Annotated in this window: 16 protein-coding genes; 6 read left to right on the top strand and 10 right to left on the bottom strand. The window is 39.9% G+C overall.

Annotation, left to right across the window (positions count from 1 at the left end; all coding sequences use genetic code 11):
* The 5 genes from IPL24_05390 to IPL24_05370 all read right to left on the bottom strand — a co-directional run bounded on the left by IPL24_05390 (position 1) and on the right by IPL24_05370 (position 5,109).
* Positions 1-546, bottom strand: coding sequence for a hypothetical protein (locus IPL24_05390; protein MBK8363123.1), 546 nt, complete (start codon positions 544-546; stop codon positions 1-3).
* Positions 547-553: 7 nt separating this feature from the next.
* Complete coding sequence (locus IPL24_05385; GenBank protein ID MBK8363122.1) at positions 554-1,522, bottom strand: hypothetical protein; 969 nt, start codon at positions 1,520-1,522, stop codon at positions 554-556.
* Between the two features lie 250 nt (positions 1,523-1,772).
* Positions 1,773-2,276, bottom strand: coding sequence for a hypothetical protein (locus tag IPL24_05380; GenBank protein MBK8363121.1), 504 nt, complete (start codon positions 2,274-2,276; stop codon positions 1,773-1,775).
* Positions 2,277-2,316: 40 nt separating this feature from the next.
* Positions 2,317-2,628 (bottom strand): hypothetical protein, encoded by a 312-nt coding sequence (locus tag IPL24_05375; protein ID MBK8363120.1) that lies wholly within the window; start codon positions 2,626-2,628, stop codon positions 2,317-2,319.
* Positions 2,629-3,597: 969 nt separating this feature from the next.
* Positions 3,598-5,109, bottom strand: a complete 1,512-nt coding sequence (locus IPL24_05370) for an aryl-sulfate sulfotransferase (GenBank protein MBK8363119.1) — start codon at positions 5,107-5,109, stop codon at positions 3,598-3,600.
* Between the two features lie 171 nt (positions 5,110-5,280).
* Here IPL24_05370 and IPL24_05365 point away from each other — a divergent pair, with 171 nt between their 5' ends.
* Both IPL24_05365 and IPL24_05360 read left to right on the top strand, forming a co-directional pair.
* Positions 5,281-6,294: a sulfotransferase gene (locus IPL24_05365; GenBank protein MBK8363118.1), complete on the top strand. Its 1,014-nt coding sequence runs from the start codon at positions 5,281-5,283 to the stop codon at positions 6,292-6,294.
* Positions 6,294-7,472, top strand: coding sequence for a chromate transporter (locus IPL24_05360; protein ID MBK8363117.1), 1,179 nt, complete (start codon positions 6,294-6,296; stop codon positions 7,470-7,472). Before IPL24_05365 ends, IPL24_05360 begins: the two co-directional genes overlap by 1 nt.
* A 375-nt stretch (positions 7,473-7,847) precedes the next feature.
* Here IPL24_05360 and IPL24_05355 read toward each other — a convergent pair whose 3' ends face one another.
* A complete protein-coding gene (locus tag IPL24_05355; GenBank protein MBK8363116.1) occupies positions 7,848-9,404 on the bottom strand; it encodes a hypothetical protein in 1,557 nt (518 codons plus the stop codon).
* Between the two features lie 201 nt (positions 9,405-9,605).
* Positions 9,606-10,766, bottom strand: a complete 1,161-nt coding sequence (locus IPL24_05350; GenBank protein ID MBK8363115.1) for a sugar transferase — start codon at positions 10,764-10,766, stop codon at positions 9,606-9,608.
* A 658-nt stretch (positions 10,767-11,424) separates the two neighbouring features.
* On the opposite strand from IPL24_05350, the gene IPL24_05345 reads away from it, so the two are divergent.
* The gene (locus IPL24_05345) at positions 11,425-12,243 is read left to right on the top strand and encodes a polysaccharide deacetylase family protein (protein ID MBK8363114.1); all 819 of its coding nucleotides are present in this window, start codon (positions 11,425-11,427) and stop codon (positions 12,241-12,243) included.
* Between the two features lie 1,204 nt (positions 12,244-13,447).
* On the opposite strand, the gene tnpA is transcribed toward IPL24_05345, so the two are convergent.
* Positions 13,448-13,909: an IS200/IS605 family transposase gene (tnpA, locus tag IPL24_05340; protein ID MBK8363113.1), complete on the bottom strand. Its 462-nt coding sequence runs from the start codon at positions 13,907-13,909 to the stop codon at positions 13,448-13,450.
* A gap of 105 nt (positions 13,910-14,014) precedes the next feature.
* On the opposite strand from tnpA, the gene IPL24_05335 reads away from it, so the two are divergent.
* From IPL24_05335 to IPL24_05325, 3 genes are read left to right on the top strand one after another with little or no spacing between them, the layout of a single operon-like run.
* Positions 14,015-14,536: an acyltransferase gene (locus tag IPL24_05335; GenBank protein ID MBK8363112.1), complete on the top strand. Its 522-nt coding sequence runs from the start codon at positions 14,015-14,017 to the stop codon at positions 14,534-14,536.
* 6 nt (positions 14,537-14,542) lie between these two features.
* Positions 14,543-15,214 carry a DUF354 domain-containing protein gene (locus IPL24_05330; protein MBK8363111.1) on the top strand — a complete coding sequence of 224 codons (672 nt, stop codon included), beginning with the start codon at positions 14,543-14,545 and terminating at the stop codon, positions 15,212-15,214.
* A gap of 29 nt (positions 15,215-15,243) precedes the next feature.
* Complete coding sequence (locus IPL24_05325; protein ID MBK8363110.1) at positions 15,244-15,540, top strand: hypothetical protein; 297 nt, start codon at positions 15,244-15,246, stop codon at positions 15,538-15,540.
* A 34-nt stretch (positions 15,541-15,574) separates the two neighbouring features.
* Here the strand turns inward: IPL24_05325 and IPL24_05320 are convergent, their stop codons facing one another.
* Together IPL24_05320 and IPL24_05315 are read right to left on the bottom strand one after the other, a co-directional pair.
* Entirely contained in the window at positions 15,575-16,762 is a 1,188-nt protein-coding gene (locus IPL24_05320; GenBank protein MBK8363109.1) for a hypothetical protein, read from the bottom strand.
* 8 nt (positions 16,763-16,770) lie between these two features.
* Positions 16,771-18,915 (bottom strand): bi-domain-containing oxidoreductase, encoded by a 2,145-nt coding sequence (locus tag IPL24_05315; protein ID MBK8363108.1) that lies wholly within the window; start codon positions 18,913-18,915, stop codon positions 16,771-16,773.
* Positions 18,916-18,918: the final 3 nt, after the last annotated feature.

The raw sequence follows: 18,918 nt of genomic DNA, 5'->3' as shown, positions 1-18,918 counted from the left end.
TCACCTGGAAACACTTGTTGTTCCATTCAATACATAAGTACCTGCAGTTGTCATGTTAAGAGTTGAACTCATATTGACATTCTGAGTAGCACCACTTGCAAGTGTACCTGATGAAAGTGTAGCACTTAAAGAAGTAGTAACAGCGCCTGTAACATTCACAGTTACTGTTGTTGGATTAACTGCAAAATCAATCAATGCAGTTCCGTAATTTTTAACCGTAACAGTTACTGTTTCAGTTGCGGTATAACAGCCCGTTGCTGAAGGTGCAACTAAAGCTGTAGCTCCCATATCCAATGCTACGAATGAAGGATTTGTTCCTTCAAATTCGTCAGCTCCGATATCAGGGGCAACACCTGTTCCTGTATAACCACCGTTACCCTGACGGATATCGGCATCATAATCATTAGTGAATGTTGCTATGTTAACACCACCACTTTCAGCAAGTGTACTTGTTGCAGCAGCAAAATGCAGGAAGCTTGAACTAGATCCTGTTGTGCTTGCAAATGTCGGGTTCTCAGTAACCGATAATTGGTCACGAGTTGCCATTGCTGTTTTATATGCAGCAAAAGTTGCATATGTATTTGTTCCATCTGTAAAATACGAAGAGTTTCGTAAAGAACAAGTTGTTATTTGAATTTGTAGAATAACTTGTCAATGTAGATGAAGATCTACGGTGAGCAACTGCAAGACCTGCACCAGCTGTAGTAGATAAGTTAACAAAGATGTTATTTCTCAATGTTACTGTCGGAGAAGTAGAAACAGAAACAGCGCTTGATCCGAAGAGAGCGCCTGAACTACTAGCATTTAAGTAAACTGTATTATAATATGCGTTTACTGTTGTACCACCGGAAATATTTAAACCAATTACCGGATTTGCTGCATTTGCTGCAGTTGCTCTTAAGTCTCCAAATATATTATTGTAGATATTAGATGTTGTACCACTAGAGGCTATTCCGGTTATAGGACTCGTACTGTTAGATGATAGATCATAGATCTTATTTCTATAAATATTAGTTGATCCGGAAACAGTCATTCCATTAATACTTCCGCTTGTACCACCTGTAGTACCAGTGCTATTTATTGAATAAATCAAATTTCCTGAAATATCCGCAGTCGCATTGGACCAAGTAATTCCATTTGCAGAAAATCCACCTGCTCCACCACTTGTAGAAGTTGTAAAATTGTAGATCTGGTTATTTTGAACCTGGAAAGTTCCAGCTACAGTATTATTCTGAATACCATTCAATGTACCTGTAGTAGGCGTAGAGAAGTTTCGGATAATATTGTTGTTTATGTTCTGTAGAGTGGCACTTGCCAAATTGTAAATACCCGTAATACTTCCTGTTCTTGTAACAGTTGTATAAGAGATATTTTCAATCGTGTTTCCATTTAAAGTATAAAGACCTACCGGAGTAGAAGCTGTAATAACTCTGAATGTTCCGCTAGCACCTGTTAAAGTAAAGTTAGAGATGGTGTTGCTTGAAACACTTAAAGTTCCGTTAGGACTACCACCAGCTATCAATGCTATAGTTCCAGTTGAAGGATAGTTGTAAGCACCCCCTGAATGTTATTTGAGTTAATGTTAACTGCAGCTGGTGTACCAGAGTTAAGTGATTGCTGCCATAACACCCGTCGTAGCTGTAGTATAAGCAAGTCTGATGGTATTACTATTAATGTTAATAGTATTTGAAGCCGCCGTAGACTCCACTCACATTTTCAATTGCTGAAAGTAGATGTCGTTGCTCCTGATGACACAGTCACAGTGTTATCACTTAAGTAGCACTTGCACTTGTAGCTGTATTCAGATAGATACCACGTAATGTTGTAGCGTGATTTACACCAGATCCGTTATTATTATTAACTGTGTTGAAACGGATATTAATTCCATATTGAGCAAGAGTACGAATACCTGCTGAAGGGTTAGTAGCAGCGCCACCACCGAAATTCAGAATCTGGTTACCTGTACCTGATGCAGTTCCACCGATATCATTCCCCTGATCAGCTAATGTGAAAGGAGTAGACGCAGCAAAACCGATAAGTGCCATACCATAATTACCACCGGTAATTGTGTTAGTATAGAATTTGTTATTTGAGTTCGATCCGCTTGCAGCAGTAACTGTAAGAGTTGTTGAAGCAGTAGTCAGAATTGAGTTATACATTCCAATACCAACAGCACCTTCTACGATCGGACCCGATCCTGAAGCGTTGTTGATTCTTTGAACGTTGATCGTACAATTCTGGATTGTGTTGTTGTTACAACCATCGGTTGCACTCAACTTTACATACCAATACCAACTTCCATTGTTGCCGGGTTTGTTACGTTCCCTCAGTCAATGTTAAACCATCAATAGTAATCCAATCAGCTCCTGCTAATTTAAGAATACCATCCGGTGAAGCAGTACCAGGAGTTGCAGTTCCTACACCAGCGTTCAGAGTTACAGTACCACCCGTTTTATCGATGGTAACTGTATTGGTTGCGCTCAACACTGCATTCAGTGAAGCACTACCAATTACTAAACCTGTTGCGGGAGCAGTCTCAGAAGTTCCTGCATCCATTGTCAATGTCACAGGACCGGACATTGCCGTTACTGCGTTCAGGTCCGGCAACTGCACTCGCAAGCGAAGCATACGTTCCTGAAAGATTCGGCGTCGTATTCGTTGGGTTGGTTACGGTGACCGTAATCTGTGCCCAGGAATTGACGCAGGTGGTGAGTACGAGACACACTACCAAGAGCCAGCGATTGAACGCTGTCCCCGTGCGTTTTGGATTGTAATTGTTTTCCATGTTGGTTAAGTTATATTGATTTTGATTTTTGTTTTTATTCTTTTCATAGGTAGAAATAGCAAATTCCGTGAATGAAAATAAATTCATCACGGTCTTCAATTTCTGTAAAAGATAAGAGTTGCGCGTGTAATAGTTCACGTATAGTCTTTTCGTTAGTGTGAGTATTTTTTATCTTGAGTGAGCGGCCGTAAAAAGTCGCTTCGTAAAGGTGGGTAATTAATTTCTTATTTGCAATTATTTTTTTGAACACCTTGTTAATTGAATCGCAGTGTTAACAAGCCTTTCAACGAGATACCGAACTTAAACTAAATTGTTAAATATTCCAATTAAAAGGGTCGTTTCGAAGCCCTTATTTTGGCGAATGGACTCTTTTAATTGGTGAATCTTCATTTCTACTTAACATTAGTCAATTGTTCGTTTTTATGCAAATTTCGATGTTTTTAGATTTGAATGAAATTAGGCTGTTTCAACCGTTTTTTTATTTTCGCGTAATCTTTTAATTTGGCCTGAGATTTTTTCCGTTTTTTTATCTGACTGTCTGTCCGCTTTCTTTCACAATATTTCTAGCCTATTCCAGGTTTCATGATGGCTTATCTGTGGCAAAAGACCTAACTTCAAACCTAAAAGCTTCAACATTAATTAATTTAACTTCCTTTTAAAACCCGATTTTTCCCAGACACAACTTCAAATTTCAGATCCTTTTCCAGGCCTGTATATCCTGTTTTTGCATGGCAAAAAGAGTGCCTCTTTTCCGGCTGCAATCTTACCGAGTTCAACTGTTTTTACAAGGTCTCCTTTTGAAGTATAAACTTTCAAAGTGTAGCTGTCTGCATACTTCCTTCATTGAAAACGATCAGCTCCGTTCCCTCCTTTTCTTTATTTGAAGTCCAGTGCGCAGTAAAATAACATGGATATAATGAAGGTATAAAATGGACCCTGTACAAAGCAATTGATTTGTCGCCGACTTCATGCCCTTGTAAAAATTTGCAATCCCATAAAATAGAATTGTCTTTCGATCTCACCTCTACAATGCGGTTGAGTCCGCCCATACTGATCATTTTATTTCCATCGCCCAGATCCTGAACTCCGCCATAACGGGTAGTTTTTCCATTGTTGGTTGAATCCATTTTGCAACTGAAAGACCATACCATCTTGCCAGGCTTTCCGTTCTCCGGCTGCGTAAATTCTATTGCAGAAGATGGCTCTGTTTCATTCTGTGCATTACCATTATTGAAGAGCGAAAGATTTCCGTTCGGCAGATAATTTACATCGTGTTGCGACATAAAATAGATCTCTTTGCTGTCGGCAGCAACTTCTTTTTTTCCTGAAAGCCTATAGACAACCTTGCCTGTTTTTTTCTCGATCTTGAAGACTTCATGGAGGTCTCTGAAGTTGGCATAAACATAATCTCCATCCGGTTCTGCATCGAAAGAATTCATATGTCCGTATAACTCTGCTCTTGCTGGTAATTCTCTCCGCACAGCATTTGTTACAACACCGGTTGCGAATAATTCTTTGTCGGCAATGTGATCATTAAGATCCCACGACCAGACCACTTTTCCGGCTTTATTATATTCAAGTATCGTATTGAAAAGATATTTTATCCGGCGCGGATTGCTGACCGAATCGATGTTGATCTTCCTGATATTTTTCAGATCGACATCAGGCGGAACATTTCTCCAGCCATATTTACAACCCAGTACCATGAGGTTTCCATTTGCCAGCCGTTTAAAATCGTGGTGATAATATTCTGACGTATCACCGGAAACCTGTCCGTCGTTTGGCGCTTTCCACAAAATATTTCCCTGCAGATCAGTTTCACAAACAAGTGAAATTCCGGCGCTGAAACCGGTGCTCGAATACAATAAGAGTGTACCGACATCCGACATTCTGAATTCTGTAATATTCGATTGTTCGATAAAAATTGTCTTATCGATTTTTGGCATATACCATACCGGGGAACCGGATTTATCGATTATCGTTTTCGAACTCCCGACTGCGATCAATCCTTTTTTTCCTTCTGCTTCATTATTCACAGATACTTTAAATCTTGGTTTGTCAAGCCCGATGGTAGTATCGATCTCAATGCTGAATTCATATGGACCATTCCATTTGGTTTGTTGTCCTGCAACAATACCGGCATACCTCCAGACATAGCTGCTTCCGAAAATCAGATTCTCAATAAGAGTAGCAGTTGATCTGTCTTTTACTTCTTTGATGCGTTCAAGGTTTGTACTCCCAATGTGTCCAGCAGAAATTTCCACAACATATTCTGTTGCATTCTCGATCGGATCATACTCAAGCATGACCTGAGTATAATTCAACTTCGCGCCGGGTGCAGGTTTAATTTCTGCATTGGCAAAGATGCAATTAGTAGTAATGAAAGAATAATGCGGATTGATTTCATGATGACTTGATTAATTTATAGAATTTGTACTGATAACGGTTTTACGAATTGCCTTTATTTTTCTTTCTTTGCGCAAATTATAAAATAAATGGCAAATAAAGTCGGCTCAATTTTAATCATTGGTACTCAGCGATCAGGCTCAAATCTTCTTCGGATCATGATGAACCAATTGAAGTCGATAGAAGCTCCGCATCCTCCTCATATACTGTTAACATTTTCACCATTAATGAATCTGTATGGTGATCTTTCTGTTGAATCGAATTTCAGATTACTGATTGATGATGTTGCCAGATTTGTTGAAGCGAATCCTGTGAAATGGGTTCACATGGAATTTGACAGAGATAAGATCAGAAGTTATTGCGAGAGCAATACACTGGTACAGGTTTTCAAAGCGATCTACCAGGTGAAAGCTGAAATGAAAGGTGCTTCATTCTGGTGTTGTAAGAGTATGGCGAATTTATATTTTGCAGATGCAATAGAGCAAGAAGGACTTGAACCATTTTATATTCATCTGGTGCGTGACGGAAGAGATGTTGCTGCTTCTTTCAAAAGAGCAATTGTCGGTGAGAAACATATTTATCATTTAGCCAAACAATGGCAGAATGAACAGGCGATTGCTACCTCTGTAATTTCCAGATATGGCAAAAACAGATCAGCAGTACTTTTATATGAACAATTTATTGAAGATCCTGAAAAATCACTATCTCCTGTTCTTGAAAAAATTGGTTTGAAGTGGGACAATGCTATGCTGAATTATTTTACATCCGATGAAGCGAAGAATACTGCCGCTGCAGGAGAGATGTGGAAAAATGTTGTTCGTCCGGTCGACAATACCAACAAGCAACATTATTCAGAAAAACTTACTCCACTTGATATAGAGATCTTCGAAAGAATTGCAGGAGAAACTCTTTTGCAATTTGGTTATGAAACACATTATCCATTGAATGCTGCACCATTCACAGAAGAAGAAGTGAAGGCGTTCGATCATGAAAATGAACTTCTGAAAAATCAGGCGCGGACATTATTAGTGAAAGATGCTACTGCCAGAATTCCGCAGGAGAAAGTTCTTTCCGATATCAAATCGCGTCGTGCAGGAAATTGATGGATCTCTCTGCAACACATCCCCGGAAAAACATTGCTACTCTTAAACAGTTTGCAGGCTACTTTCTGAAACTTGGTTATTCAGGTTTCGGCGGGCCGGTTGCTCTTGTAACTTATATCTATCGCGATCTTGTAGAGCGAAGAAAATGGATCACTGAAGAGGAGTATAATGAAGGAATGGCTTTGGCTCAGTTATCGCCGGGACCATTGGCTGCACAACTTGGAATTTATTTAGGATACATTCATTACGGAATCCGTGGAGCAACACTTACCATTTTAGCTTTCATTGCACCTTCGTTCTTTATGGTGTTGCTATTAGGAATAGCATACAAATTATTTGGTGGCTTACCGTGGATGCAGGCGATCTTTTATGGCATCAGTTCGGCTGTCGTCGGAATTATTCTTGCCAGTGCGATCAAACTTACATTGAAATCGATCGGAAAATTTACACTTGAATCATTTCGTATGAAATGGTTATTGTGGCTGATCTTTCTGATCTCACTTGTTTTTACTTTTTACTTTCCTGCGCAGGGTCCGATACTCTATCTGATTGCCGGACTCACTTATATGGCTATCAAATCCCCGCCGAAATGGATGCGGAATATGAAAACCAATCTTGTGCTACTCGGCGGAATCGGATTCTGGCAATTTGAAACCGGTACACTCTGGAAGATCGCTTACTTCTTTTCAAATGCAGGTGCATTTGTTTTTGGAAGCGGGCTTGCAATTGTTCCGTTTCTTCATGCCGGTGTTGTTATCCAGCATAACTGGCTGAACGAACAACAATTTCTTGATGCAGTTGCAATCGCTATGATCACACCCGGTCCGTTAATTATGACTGTTGGTTTTATCGGCTATCTGGTTGCAGGATTTCCCGGAGCTGTTGTTGCAGCAGTTGCAACTTTTTTACCGTGTTATCTTATTACAATTATTACTGCTCCGTTTTTCAGAAAGCTGGCATCCAATCCATCAATAAAAATATTTGTTGAAGGAATAACGGCATCTATACTCGGATCGCTATTCGCTGCAGCTATTTTAATTTCTATTCGTTCGATCGGAGACATTCAATCAGGAGTGATTGCGATTTGTTCGCTTTTACTTTTGTATAATTTCAAAAAACTTAAAGAGCCTTATATTATTCTTGGGGCGGCTTTGATTGGGTTGCTTTTGAAGATGTAATAAATGTTTAACGCAGAGAAAATTTTTAACACTAAGTTCACTAAGTTTTTTAGCACAAGATCACAAGTGAAGTAAAACATCAACATGTGTTCTTGTGACGAATTTTAGTGATCTTAGTGTTAAAATTTTTCTGCATTAAACCATCCGATAAATCGGATACTAATTTCATTCAATATGTCAAAGATCTATAAGCCGGCCATTGCCGCTATTATATATTTTCATTCAATTTGTACAAACGCTGAGAAAAATTTCAACACTAAGTGCACTAAGTTCACAATAAGAACACGGAATACTTAGTGGTCTTATTGTGAACTTAGTGCACTTAGTGTTTATTTTTTTTCTTTTCATAACCTTTGACCAATTGAACTTACTTATCTAAAATCCAATGTTTGCTCCCACAGAGATCGTTGTTTTCTTTCCTTTATAATAAGGCATTGTATATTGATCGAGTTGAGCGGTAGTTCCTGTTTTATCACTTAATAAAATTCCTGCATAGATCCAGCAATCGTTGATGATCTGATAACGCGCATTCAAAGCGATCTCAGAACTTTCCCAATACAACAGGTCGATAAAAGGTAAACCTTTTCCATCACCCAGTGTATCTCTCGAACTGCCGGTATAATTATACTCTTTTCCTTTTTGAGCAATAGTATATGAAGCTTCTACAAAAAGTTTCGGTATTGGTCTGGCAGAAACTGCGAGATAAATTTCCTGAGCATTTTCTCCCAGGTAATGACCCATATTATAGGATGAGTTTGCAAAAGTTCCTGTAAGTAAATAATGACGGTATGCGCCGGGATTAGTACGTGTATACTCTGCAGTGACACTTATATTTTTATTGAGGATGTTACTCACTCTTCCACCGGCTTTCAGACTTACAAAATTTGTATGCTTTTCCGAATCAAGTGCGCGACCTAATGCAAGTTCGTCAATGAATGCAGAAATATATAGATGAGTTTTCTTTACTGCGCGTGTACTTAAATTGAAATACAACTGCGAATTCTGTCCAAGGAAATTACTGCCTGAAGAAGTCAGTGAGTGATCAACTGATTTATAAAAGAAGAAAGGCATAAGATATGCAGGGTTCACAGACTGATCACTATATATAACAGAGTTACCGACTGAGAACGACCAGTTTTTCAGAGGCGTGAATGTGAACATATTTGCAGCCACATATTTCGGTTGAAAGACGATACGGATAGAATTGCCATTATAATATGAACGTGAACTATCGATCACATCAGACACTAACCATCCATGAACATAATTAAAGTCGAACCATTTTACAGGACTCATATGAAATTTCAAATGAGTGAATGATGGCTGATGTCCGGAAAAAATATTTGATCCGTGATAGTTATCGCCCCATACAAAATGATCTTTCAAAAGTCCGACACTTCCCCATGACCAGCTATAGGTCATACCTCCGCGGATCTCATCATAATCGCCACCGCCTTTTGTATCCGGTTTATAATTTGATGCATCAGCCTGATTTAAGTATGCAGCATCACTGAGGCGGATACTTTCATGCTGATCGCGAAGACTTGCATAGATGCCGAAATTTTTTCCGATGTATGAAAACATTTCGCCACCATTCCACCTGCGATAAAACGAACCACTGTCATTATTGAAATAAGTAAGTCCGACGATCGGATTCACAGAAAAAGTAAACAGCGAATCTTTATAATATAGTAAGTCGAGTCGTTTATTAAAATTCTTATCGGCTTTAAGTTCTTTGTTGTAGTCTTTCAGAAAAAAATCAAGATCACCTTGCTGCCGTTTATTTAATTCTGTGCGACGAAGATCCGCTTCCTGCAATTTTGCAGCAATAAAATTTCTTGAATACGGTTTGATCGTAGTATTAACAGTAATGATGCGACTGTTCGTCAGCTCATCAATAAAATCGTAAAGGTCAGTATTATTTACATGCACATAAACCTCCTGTGAAAAAGAGGTTTTGAAAGAAAGCAATAAAAATAATATTAGAAAGGTGTGCGTAAACTTTCTGAACATAAGTGGCGTTAGGCGTGTATTGGTAATTTGTAATTCGTAATTCGTGGCTTGATTAGAATTGCAACCCAGAATTACTCACTTTTCACTTTTCACTTTTCACTTTTCACTTTTCACTTTTCGTTATTTACTTCGTGCCCGTTTAATAAGGATGTTGTAACAAGCCTTCAGCAAATATTTCACATCCGTCATCAGCGGACTTTTTTCGTGAGCGATGAGGTATTTCATTTCGGAGGCCTGGATCTCTTCCATCGTCTTGGGCATATCCACATAGAATGGTGGAATGAGACCCGGTTTATGATGAAGGCGTTTTTCCTGAAGTTCTTCTGAGTACAAACCTAAGAAGTGCGAACTCAGTGGACGAACACCGACAATTTTCAGGTCACCTTTGAGCAGGTTGATGATCATTGGAAGTTCATCGATCCAGTATCGGCGGAAGAATTTTCCGAGTGTTGATACGCGGAAGTCGTCTTTCATTTTGCCACCATCGGCCAGATTATTCATATCATATACATACTTCTGAATGTATTCAGAGTAAGAGTGCATGGTACGCATCTTATATACATGGATCACTTTACCATTTTTACCATGGCGGCGCATTCTGAAGATCGGTCCATATACCGGTTCATAATCGAACAGCGGTGATTTTTCTTTGGAAGCTACGAAGAACAGATTTTTGCCGATGAACTTCATTGACTTGATCTCGAATCCGGCAGCGTATAAACGGCCTAATGTTTCTGTACGTGAAAGAACTTTATTTCTTTCGCCGACAAGTACTTTATATAAAGAGCGTGTTACCGGGAATTTCGGGAAAACACGTTTAAGGAAAAAGTCGAGTACATAATATATGTGTGCAAAGCCGGCAGGAAAGCGATTCATGATGCGGCGCTTTCTTAAGTATTTCGTTTCAACACAACCGATGAACAATCCGCCTTCAACCAAATGATCATTTACTTTATGTAAAAAATTATTGATGCCGCGGATATCGTTGACACGTTTGAGGTTGATGATCGTGTTTGCATTTGCGGGAAGGTTGTTAACGCTATCAGCAATTGATGAACGCATTACAAAAGTTCCTTCTGTTTTCAAATTGCAAAAATCAGAAATGTATCTTTTAACATCAGCATCCATCCCGCCGATCTTTTCAAGATGCGGACGGAAGTTGTGTGAACGTTTTTTAGATCGCTGAAAATTTTTCGTGGCAATTGCAGAAGAGCCTACAACCGGATTGTTGCGGAACGAAAATTGACGCAATACATTTTTTGTATTCTTCTCTTTTTTCATTTTACTATTTCGTTCCCGGAACAAACATAAGATCTGTGTTCATGTTATGTTTCATAATCCTGCTCATTTCTTACAATGAGCAAAATAATTCCGAATTAATTAATTAAATTATTTAATTAATCGCTTTATTTTTCTTCTATGGTTGATGTACTGGCTCGCAGGAGTACACTGCAATTTTTTCTGAACACCTCAGGCGAAAGCCTTTTGGAGAGCGGGATTCAGAACGTGGTGGTGTTTTGAATTATTGATACTCAAATCTAATGTATTGGAATGGAAAATGCAAGAGAATTCGGCCATAGGGCCTGTGCATGCCGTAAAAGTACAATAAAAGCGGGGGAAAATGGGACAAATAAAGCCGTTTTAGGGTAACTCTATGGCCCTAACTGTGTAAAAACAGTTGTCGGCAAAAAGAATTTTTGTTGCAACCTGACGTAAAACGTTCCCCAAATGGTCGCAATGAAAATTCTCCTTTGCCAATTTTGCTATTTGTTTTGGATGAAATCATTAAAATAATTACAATTAATTTTATGAATAATTCCAATTAATTAAAAAAAATATTGTGTCAAAATTCTGCCTGCTTACAAACGATGTTGAAACACACAGCATCTGGTTTAACACACTTCGTGATGGGACCGGTGTAAAAGTTCTGGAAGAAGGCATGCCTTTGTTGCTGGAGATCTATAAAAAGTTCAACATCAAAAGCACATTTTATTTTGTCGGCGATATGGCTGAAAAATTTCCGGATGTAGTAAAAATGATCTTACCATACGGACATGAAGTTGCATCGCATGGATGGACACATGAAGTCGATCAGGCATTTGATGTTCTGACTTTTGATCAGCAAAAAGAACATCTGCTTCGCTCAAAAAATATTTTAGAAGATATCAGTAAACAAAAAGTTGTTTCATTCAGAGCACCGGCTTTGCGTGTCAACCAAAATACTCCGCGTGCATTAATTGAAACAGGTTTTGAATCCGACAGTTCTGTTGCTTCACAACGTTTCGATGCATTTCTTTCTTTCGGCGGATTAAAAAAACTCAACTGGCTGCGCGCACCACGACTACCTTACAAAACTGCAGAAGACAATCTTTTTAAAAAAGGAAACAGTTCATTAGTAGAAATTCCACTCACGGCATTTCTTTTTCCATTCGTTGGTACTACACTCCGCTTGTTTCCGAAGATCACGTCCATGCAGCAACGCCTGTTCAACCTTGAAACAGGAATGAATAAAAAGCCATTGGTCTTCGACGTCCACCCGAATGAATTCATCGACGAACATTCCGAACGCCGCATCATCACCCGTCGTACATCCAATCCAATAAAATATCTATTGAGCGACGTCATCCGCGGCAAAATGAAAATAAAAAACCTCGGCAAAAAAGCCATCCCCCTCTACGAAGATTTCATCGGCTATTATGCCGATCAGGGGTATGAGTTTTTGACGGTGGGGGAGTATGTGCGGAGATTTATGCGTTGATTGTTCCGATATAATCCTTTGGATTCATTTTACTTTTCCTGATCATTCCAACATCAATTTCAATTCACCCTTTACATTCTGGCAACGGGATGCGGGGGGCAACACCTTTCTATTTGGGGAGGGGGTGCGTGGGGGTTACTGGGCTACCGATAGGGCGTCCCTGACGGGACTTGGGGGCGTACGTCGTGTGAGGGTGTAACATTGTAGGTCCGTCCCCGTCTGAGACGCCCCATTGGCAACTGTCTCCACAAACAACAACCTTCGTATAAAACCACACAGTCTCTTCATCCCACGCCCACAAGTCCCGTCAGGGTCACAACAAGCAACAACCTTCGTATAAAACCACACAGTCTCCACATCCTACGCCCCGAAGTCCCGCCAGGGACGCCCTATCGGTAACAGTCACAGCAAGCAACAACCTTCGTATATAACAACACAGTCTCCACATCCCACGCCCTCAAGTCCCGTCAGGGACGCCCTATCGGTAACAGTCACAACAAGCAACAACCTTCGAATATAACCACACAGTCTCCACATCCCACGCCCTCAAGTCCCGTCAGGGACGCCCTATCGGTAACAGTCACAACAAGCAACAACCTTCGAATATAACCACACAGTCTCCACATCCTACGCCCTCAAGTCCCGTCAGGGACGCCCTATCGGTAACAGTCACAACAAGCAACAACCTTTGTATATAACCACAAGTCTCCACATCCCAAGCCCTCAAGTCCCGTCAGGGACGCCCTTGGTAACAGTCACAACAAGCAACAACCCGTATAAAACCACACAGTCTCCACATCCACGCCCTCAAGTCCCGTCAGGGACGCCCTATCGGTAACAGTCACAACAAGCAACAACCTTCATATAAAACCACACAGTCTCCACATCCCACGCCCTCAAGTCCCGTCAGGGACGCCCTATCGGTAACAGTCACAACAAGCAACAACCTTCGTATAAAACCACACAGTCTCCACATCCCACGCCCTCAAGTCCCGTCAGGGACGCCCTATCGGTAACAGTCACAACAAGCAACAACCTTCGTATATAACCACACAGTCTCCACATCCCACGCCCTCAAGTCCCGTCAGGGACGCCCTATCGGTAACAGTCACAACAAGCAACAACCTTTGTATATAACCACACAGTCTCCACATCCCACGCCCCCAAGTCCCGTCAGGGACGCCCTATCGATGGTGAAGGAAAGTCATATCATATCTTTGAAAATGTATCGGTCGTCGTATTCTATATCGTGCTCTTTCAGGAATTCTATAAACTCTTCAATGAAAGTAGTTTTCCGATGATGAATTTCCTGCTTCTGGATATAATCAATCACACTTGGGATCTGTTTTTTATGGTAGGCGAAAGCACCATATCCACCTTGCCATTCAAACTTCGCCGGTAAAAAATTTCTGGCATTGATCCATCCTGACGAACTTGCCTTCACCTCTTGCATTAAGTCCGAAATTGACTGTGTCGGTCGCATTCCTATAAAAATATGAATGTGATCCGGCTCACAGTTTATTGCAAGCATTTTATGACCGTACTTTTGAATTATGGAAGTGATATACTTCAATAACTCGATTTTAAAATTTGGTAACAATTGCGCTTTCCTGTATTTCACAGCAAAAACAAATTGAATGTGAACTTGAGTATAGGTATTTGACATAGTTATTTGATTAAATTTTTACATTTTTCAAATGAATAAAAATTCAGGTTTCAACGAACAAAACAGTCAACCTTTCGTATTATATGAGTATTTTCTATTCCTAACATGCCTGCACAAGAAGTACTCGACTTTTATGGTTACAAAGGTTTCTTTGGGAAGATGCGCTATGCGGTAAAATTTGTGTGGCGGTTTTTTCTGGATAAGGTTGCCTTTTTTTGCTTTATCAAGAGCTGGAGAACTACCATCCACAGATGGCGTGGTGTGAACATCGGCAAAGGTGTTTACATTGGTCATGAGGTGATGTTTGACAGGGTGTTTACGGATCAGATCTTTATCGGTGACAACACTTCTATCGGCGATAGAACTATTATCACGGCGCATGCAAATATTCCATCTGATACGCGCTTGAAAAAGATCTATCCACGGCAAGTTATGCAGACACGCATAGGCAATGGTGTATGGATCATGCCGAATGTTATTATAGCGCCCGGGGTTACGATCGGTGATGAAGCTGTTATTGCAACAGGCTCTGTTGTTACAAAAGATATTCCTCCAAGATGTCTGGCCGCAGGTGTACCTGCAAAAGTAGTAAAGGATCTTTCCACTCATGATGCTTTTAAGAACTGATCTGATATGAAGATCTTATTCTATTTACATCATCCTGCGCATTTTCATTTGTTCAAACATTCTATCAGAAAACTGATTGCTCTCAAACATGATATCAGAATTGTTGCAACAAAAAAAGACGTTCTCGAAGATCTTATAAAAACAGAAGGCTGGGAATATGAAAACTTTCTTCCGCACGGAAGGAAAGACAATAAGTTTTCAATTGCATTCGGATTAATTAAACAGGATCTCCGCCTGCTTAGAAAATGTCTCAAAGACAGACCCGATCTTCTGATCGGAACATCGACAGAGATCTGTCACATCGGTTATCTTCTTCGTATTCCGAATATCTTCGTCAATGAAGATGATGCTGATATTATTCCGCTGGTGAAAAAATTAGCACATCCTTTTGCAATGCATCTCTTATCACCTGATGTCTGCGAAACCGGTGAACCACATAAAACAATTACATACAGAGGCTATCACGAACTGGCGTACTTACATCCTAACGTTTTTTCAGCCGACAAAAATATTGTCAGAAAATATTTTAATCCTGATGAAAAATATTTCATTCTGCGCTTTGCAAAACTGAAAGCACATCATGATTCGGGAGTTCAGGGAATTGATACAGAAACAGCTTCTAAGTATTTATTACTGCCGAAAGAGAACTCGAAAAAGAATTTGAACCCTACCGTCTGAATATAAAACCAATCGACATGCATCATGTTATGGCCTTCGCCTCTCTTTACATTGGCGACAGTCAGACCATGGCAGCTGAAGCGGGGGTATTAGGTATTCCTTTCATCAGATACAATGACTTTGTAGGACGAATCGGTTACCTGAAAGACATTGAAGAAAACTACGGCCTTGGTTTCGGAATAAAACCCGGCAATCAGGAAATCCTCCTGGGAAAAGTAAATGAATTACTTAACACAAAAGACATCAAAACTCTCTGGGAAGCAAAACGCAAAAAAATGCTCGGCGATAAAATTGATGTTTCGGATTTTTTTGTAGATTGTTTTTAAATATTCATAATTAATCGTAAATTTCAATAATATATTAATTATTATTTTTAAAAGTTGCATTCCGGTGCATCCACCTGCTTAGTGCCAAAAACATCCACGCATTACTCCAGCGCATGTAGCTGATCTTATTGGTATAGAATTTTAATTTTCTATAGTAGAAATAACCACTTTCATCCTGCATGTTTTCAATTGTCCAGTCTGCAATGGTTCTGGAAAATTTAGTGTACTCATCACCTAAATGCGAAAAATTAAGAAAAGTCAGGATGCCTTGACTCTGATTATGAATTTCTACCGGATATTCCTTCGGGATTCGCCAGAGACTGCGGCCATCAGGGAAAAATTGTTTCTCTTTATAATAATTCAAACCGTTAAACATAGCGGCTTCCCACTTTGCATCATTTACTTTTAATAGCCGTGATATGATGAGTATTGAATCAAGCACATAACCCTGATGAAAATCGATCTGACTTCTTTCTTCACCTGTTTTCAGATCCATACTGTAATTCCAATGACCATCAGCATGCTGTTTTGCCAAAACGAAACTAACGGCATCACGGATAATTTTCTCATCTTCCTTATCGGCTACAATAGAATTTGCATAGGCAAGAACTTCTGCTCCCAGCAGGCTTGCATTATAACAACAGTCAGGAAACAAAGGGGTATAACTGATCGCTAACCCTGTATCAAATTTTGTCCGGGCAAGTTCTTTGCGTACAAATTCTGCTGCACCAAGGATCAGTTCTTTCGCTTTCGGATTATTTGTAAGCCGATGGTATGCAAACAATCCACGCACTACAAAAGCTGTTGCAACAACCGTAGGAGCGAATGCAGGTAAATATTTTTCTGTTGTAGCCCAGGGAAAATTATATCCCCAGGAATTTCCTTTGTATCCCGTTGACTGATTCTCACTCAACCATTGAAAAAAGTAATCACATTGCGATGTAAACTCACCGATTCCTGATTCTTCGAGTACCACATAAGCTTCGAGAAACAAACCCATCGCTTTAGGATTTATTCCTTTCTCAATCCTCAGAAGTTTCCGGATATTATATGGATTCCGTTTCTGAACTTGTGTTGCAATAACCGGTCCCCATGAGGTGAACGATCTGAACGGCACCGGAGAACATAAAGTATCGTATGGATCGTAGCCTTTATATTCTTCATTGGCTACATACTTTCGCAGCTTTTCAAAAGAATCAGAAATAAAGACCTTTTTTTTCATTCTGAAAATTAATCAATTTTTATAAGTTCACCATTCCTTGCTATAGATTCAAGTACTTTGAATGTTACCAGCATCGAATGATAAATTTCTTCGAAAGGTATAGGCGATTGTTTTCCTTCACGTAATGATTCAAGAAACAACTGAACTTCTTTCTGATGTCCTTTATCCTGTTTTCCTGATTTCTCCGATACGCTTTTTCCGTAGGTAGTAATTGATTTAAAATCGTCAATGACTGCTACTACTCCACCTGAAAATATTTCTATCTTTTCTTTTGCAAGATCTTTCTGTCCATTCGAAAAATAACTGATACTCGCAATGCTTCCATTGGCCATCGTTAAACTGATCGTCACAGTATCTTGCTTTTTATCTGCTGAATCCATGGCCATTGCACTAACACCGGTTACTCTGGAGTCGGCGATAAATGTACACAGATCAATAAAATGACAAACCTCTCCAAGAATCCTTCCGCCACCGATCTGCATATCGTGCACCCAATGGTCTGCGGCAACCATTCCTGCATTTACTCTGTAGTTGATGGAGATTGCAGATGAGCCGGCAGAATTAACTGTTTTTGAAATGAATGATTTCAACTGTTCCGTGAATGGAGAAAATCTACGATTGAAGCCAAGCATCAACAGAACATTTTTTGAATTGTAAAGTGTCCTTATCGTTTCAAGTTCTTCCGGCTTCAGACATAAAGGCTTTTCAACAAAAACATTCTTGTTATTTTTTAATGCCTCAATTACATACTCTGCATGAGTATCATGCCGGGTTGCAACGAAGATCGTATTCACATCTTTATCGGAAAAAACTTCGCTTGCATTTCCTGTACAGGAAGCAAAACCATATTTGTCTGCTATATACCGCGCATTATTCGGACGTGCAGTAGCTACAATTGCAAGCTGGGCTTTATCTTTTACCGAAGGCAATAAATAATTCTGAGCAAAAGAACCTGCACCTATAAATCCAACAACCGGTTGCGATCCGGAATATTTTTTATCCGACAATTTTATTGTCGATGCAATTTGTTTTTTTGAATCATATTTCAAAATCATTCCGGTGAATGGCTCTGATTTTTCAACGATGATCTTATAGGCATCTTCAGCCTTTGTAAATGAAAATTCGTGAGTGATAAGTCCGTTTATATTCAACTTCTCTTTACGAAGCAATTCAATGAATGCTTCCATGTTTCTGTTTTCTGTCCAGCGGACATAAGCATAAGGATAATCAATTCCGTCTTCTTCATATTCCCTATCGTAACGACCGGGGCCATACGATGCAGACATTTTCAATTCAAGTTCTTTCTTGAAATAATTTGCACGTTTAAATCCTGTGGGAACAGCACCAACGATGATCACTTTACCTTTCTTCCTGCACAATGCTCCTGCAAGATCAACAGGATCTGTTGAGTCGGTACCTGCGGTGATGATCACTGCATCGGTACCATGACCGGAAGTGAATTGCATGACATCATTCTCCAATGTTTCTGAACGTCGGTTGATCGCTAATTCACAATCATTCAAGGCTGCAAGTTTTACCATGCGATCATCGATATCAATACCGATCGTACGTATACCAGCCGCATTCAGCATTTGAATTGTAAGCTGTCCGATCAAACCTAATCCTATTACAACTGCATTTTCCCCCAGACGCAGATCAGCCTGACGGATACCCTGCATTGCAATAGCACCGAGTGTAGCAAATGCAGCCTGACGGACATCAATTCCTGCCGGAAGTTTGACACAAAGATTAACAGGGACTGAAACAACTTCTGCATGAACAGCAGTGTTTCCACCACAAGCAACGAGATCACCTATACGAAAATCCTGTACATCGCCTGCAACAGCGATCACTTCGCCTGCGCAACAATAACCTAATGGTGACGGGCTTTCAAGTTTGTTCATTACCATCTTATACGTTGGCAACAATCCAAAATTCTGAACAGACTTCATCACCTTACCAACTTCTTCCTTGCGTGCTCTTGCTTTTGCTACATAACCTAAGCGCGCATCCTTAACAGATTTACCTTCGGTTCCTGCACTGATCACTGAGTAATGATTACGCACAAGAATACAACCTGATTGTAAAGCAGGGAATGGCACTTGCAGAATCTGCATTGCTCCGTCATTTAAACTTTGTACAAGTTGTTCCATACT

The organism is Bacteroidota bacterium (assembly GCA_016711505.1).
Classification (GTDB): Bacteria; Bacteroidota; Bacteroidia; order AKYH767-A; family 2013-40CM-41-45; genus JADKIH01.
The sequence above is the reverse complement of the archived record's forward strand: the minus strand, read 5'-3'. Positions and strand labels throughout refer to the sequence as shown.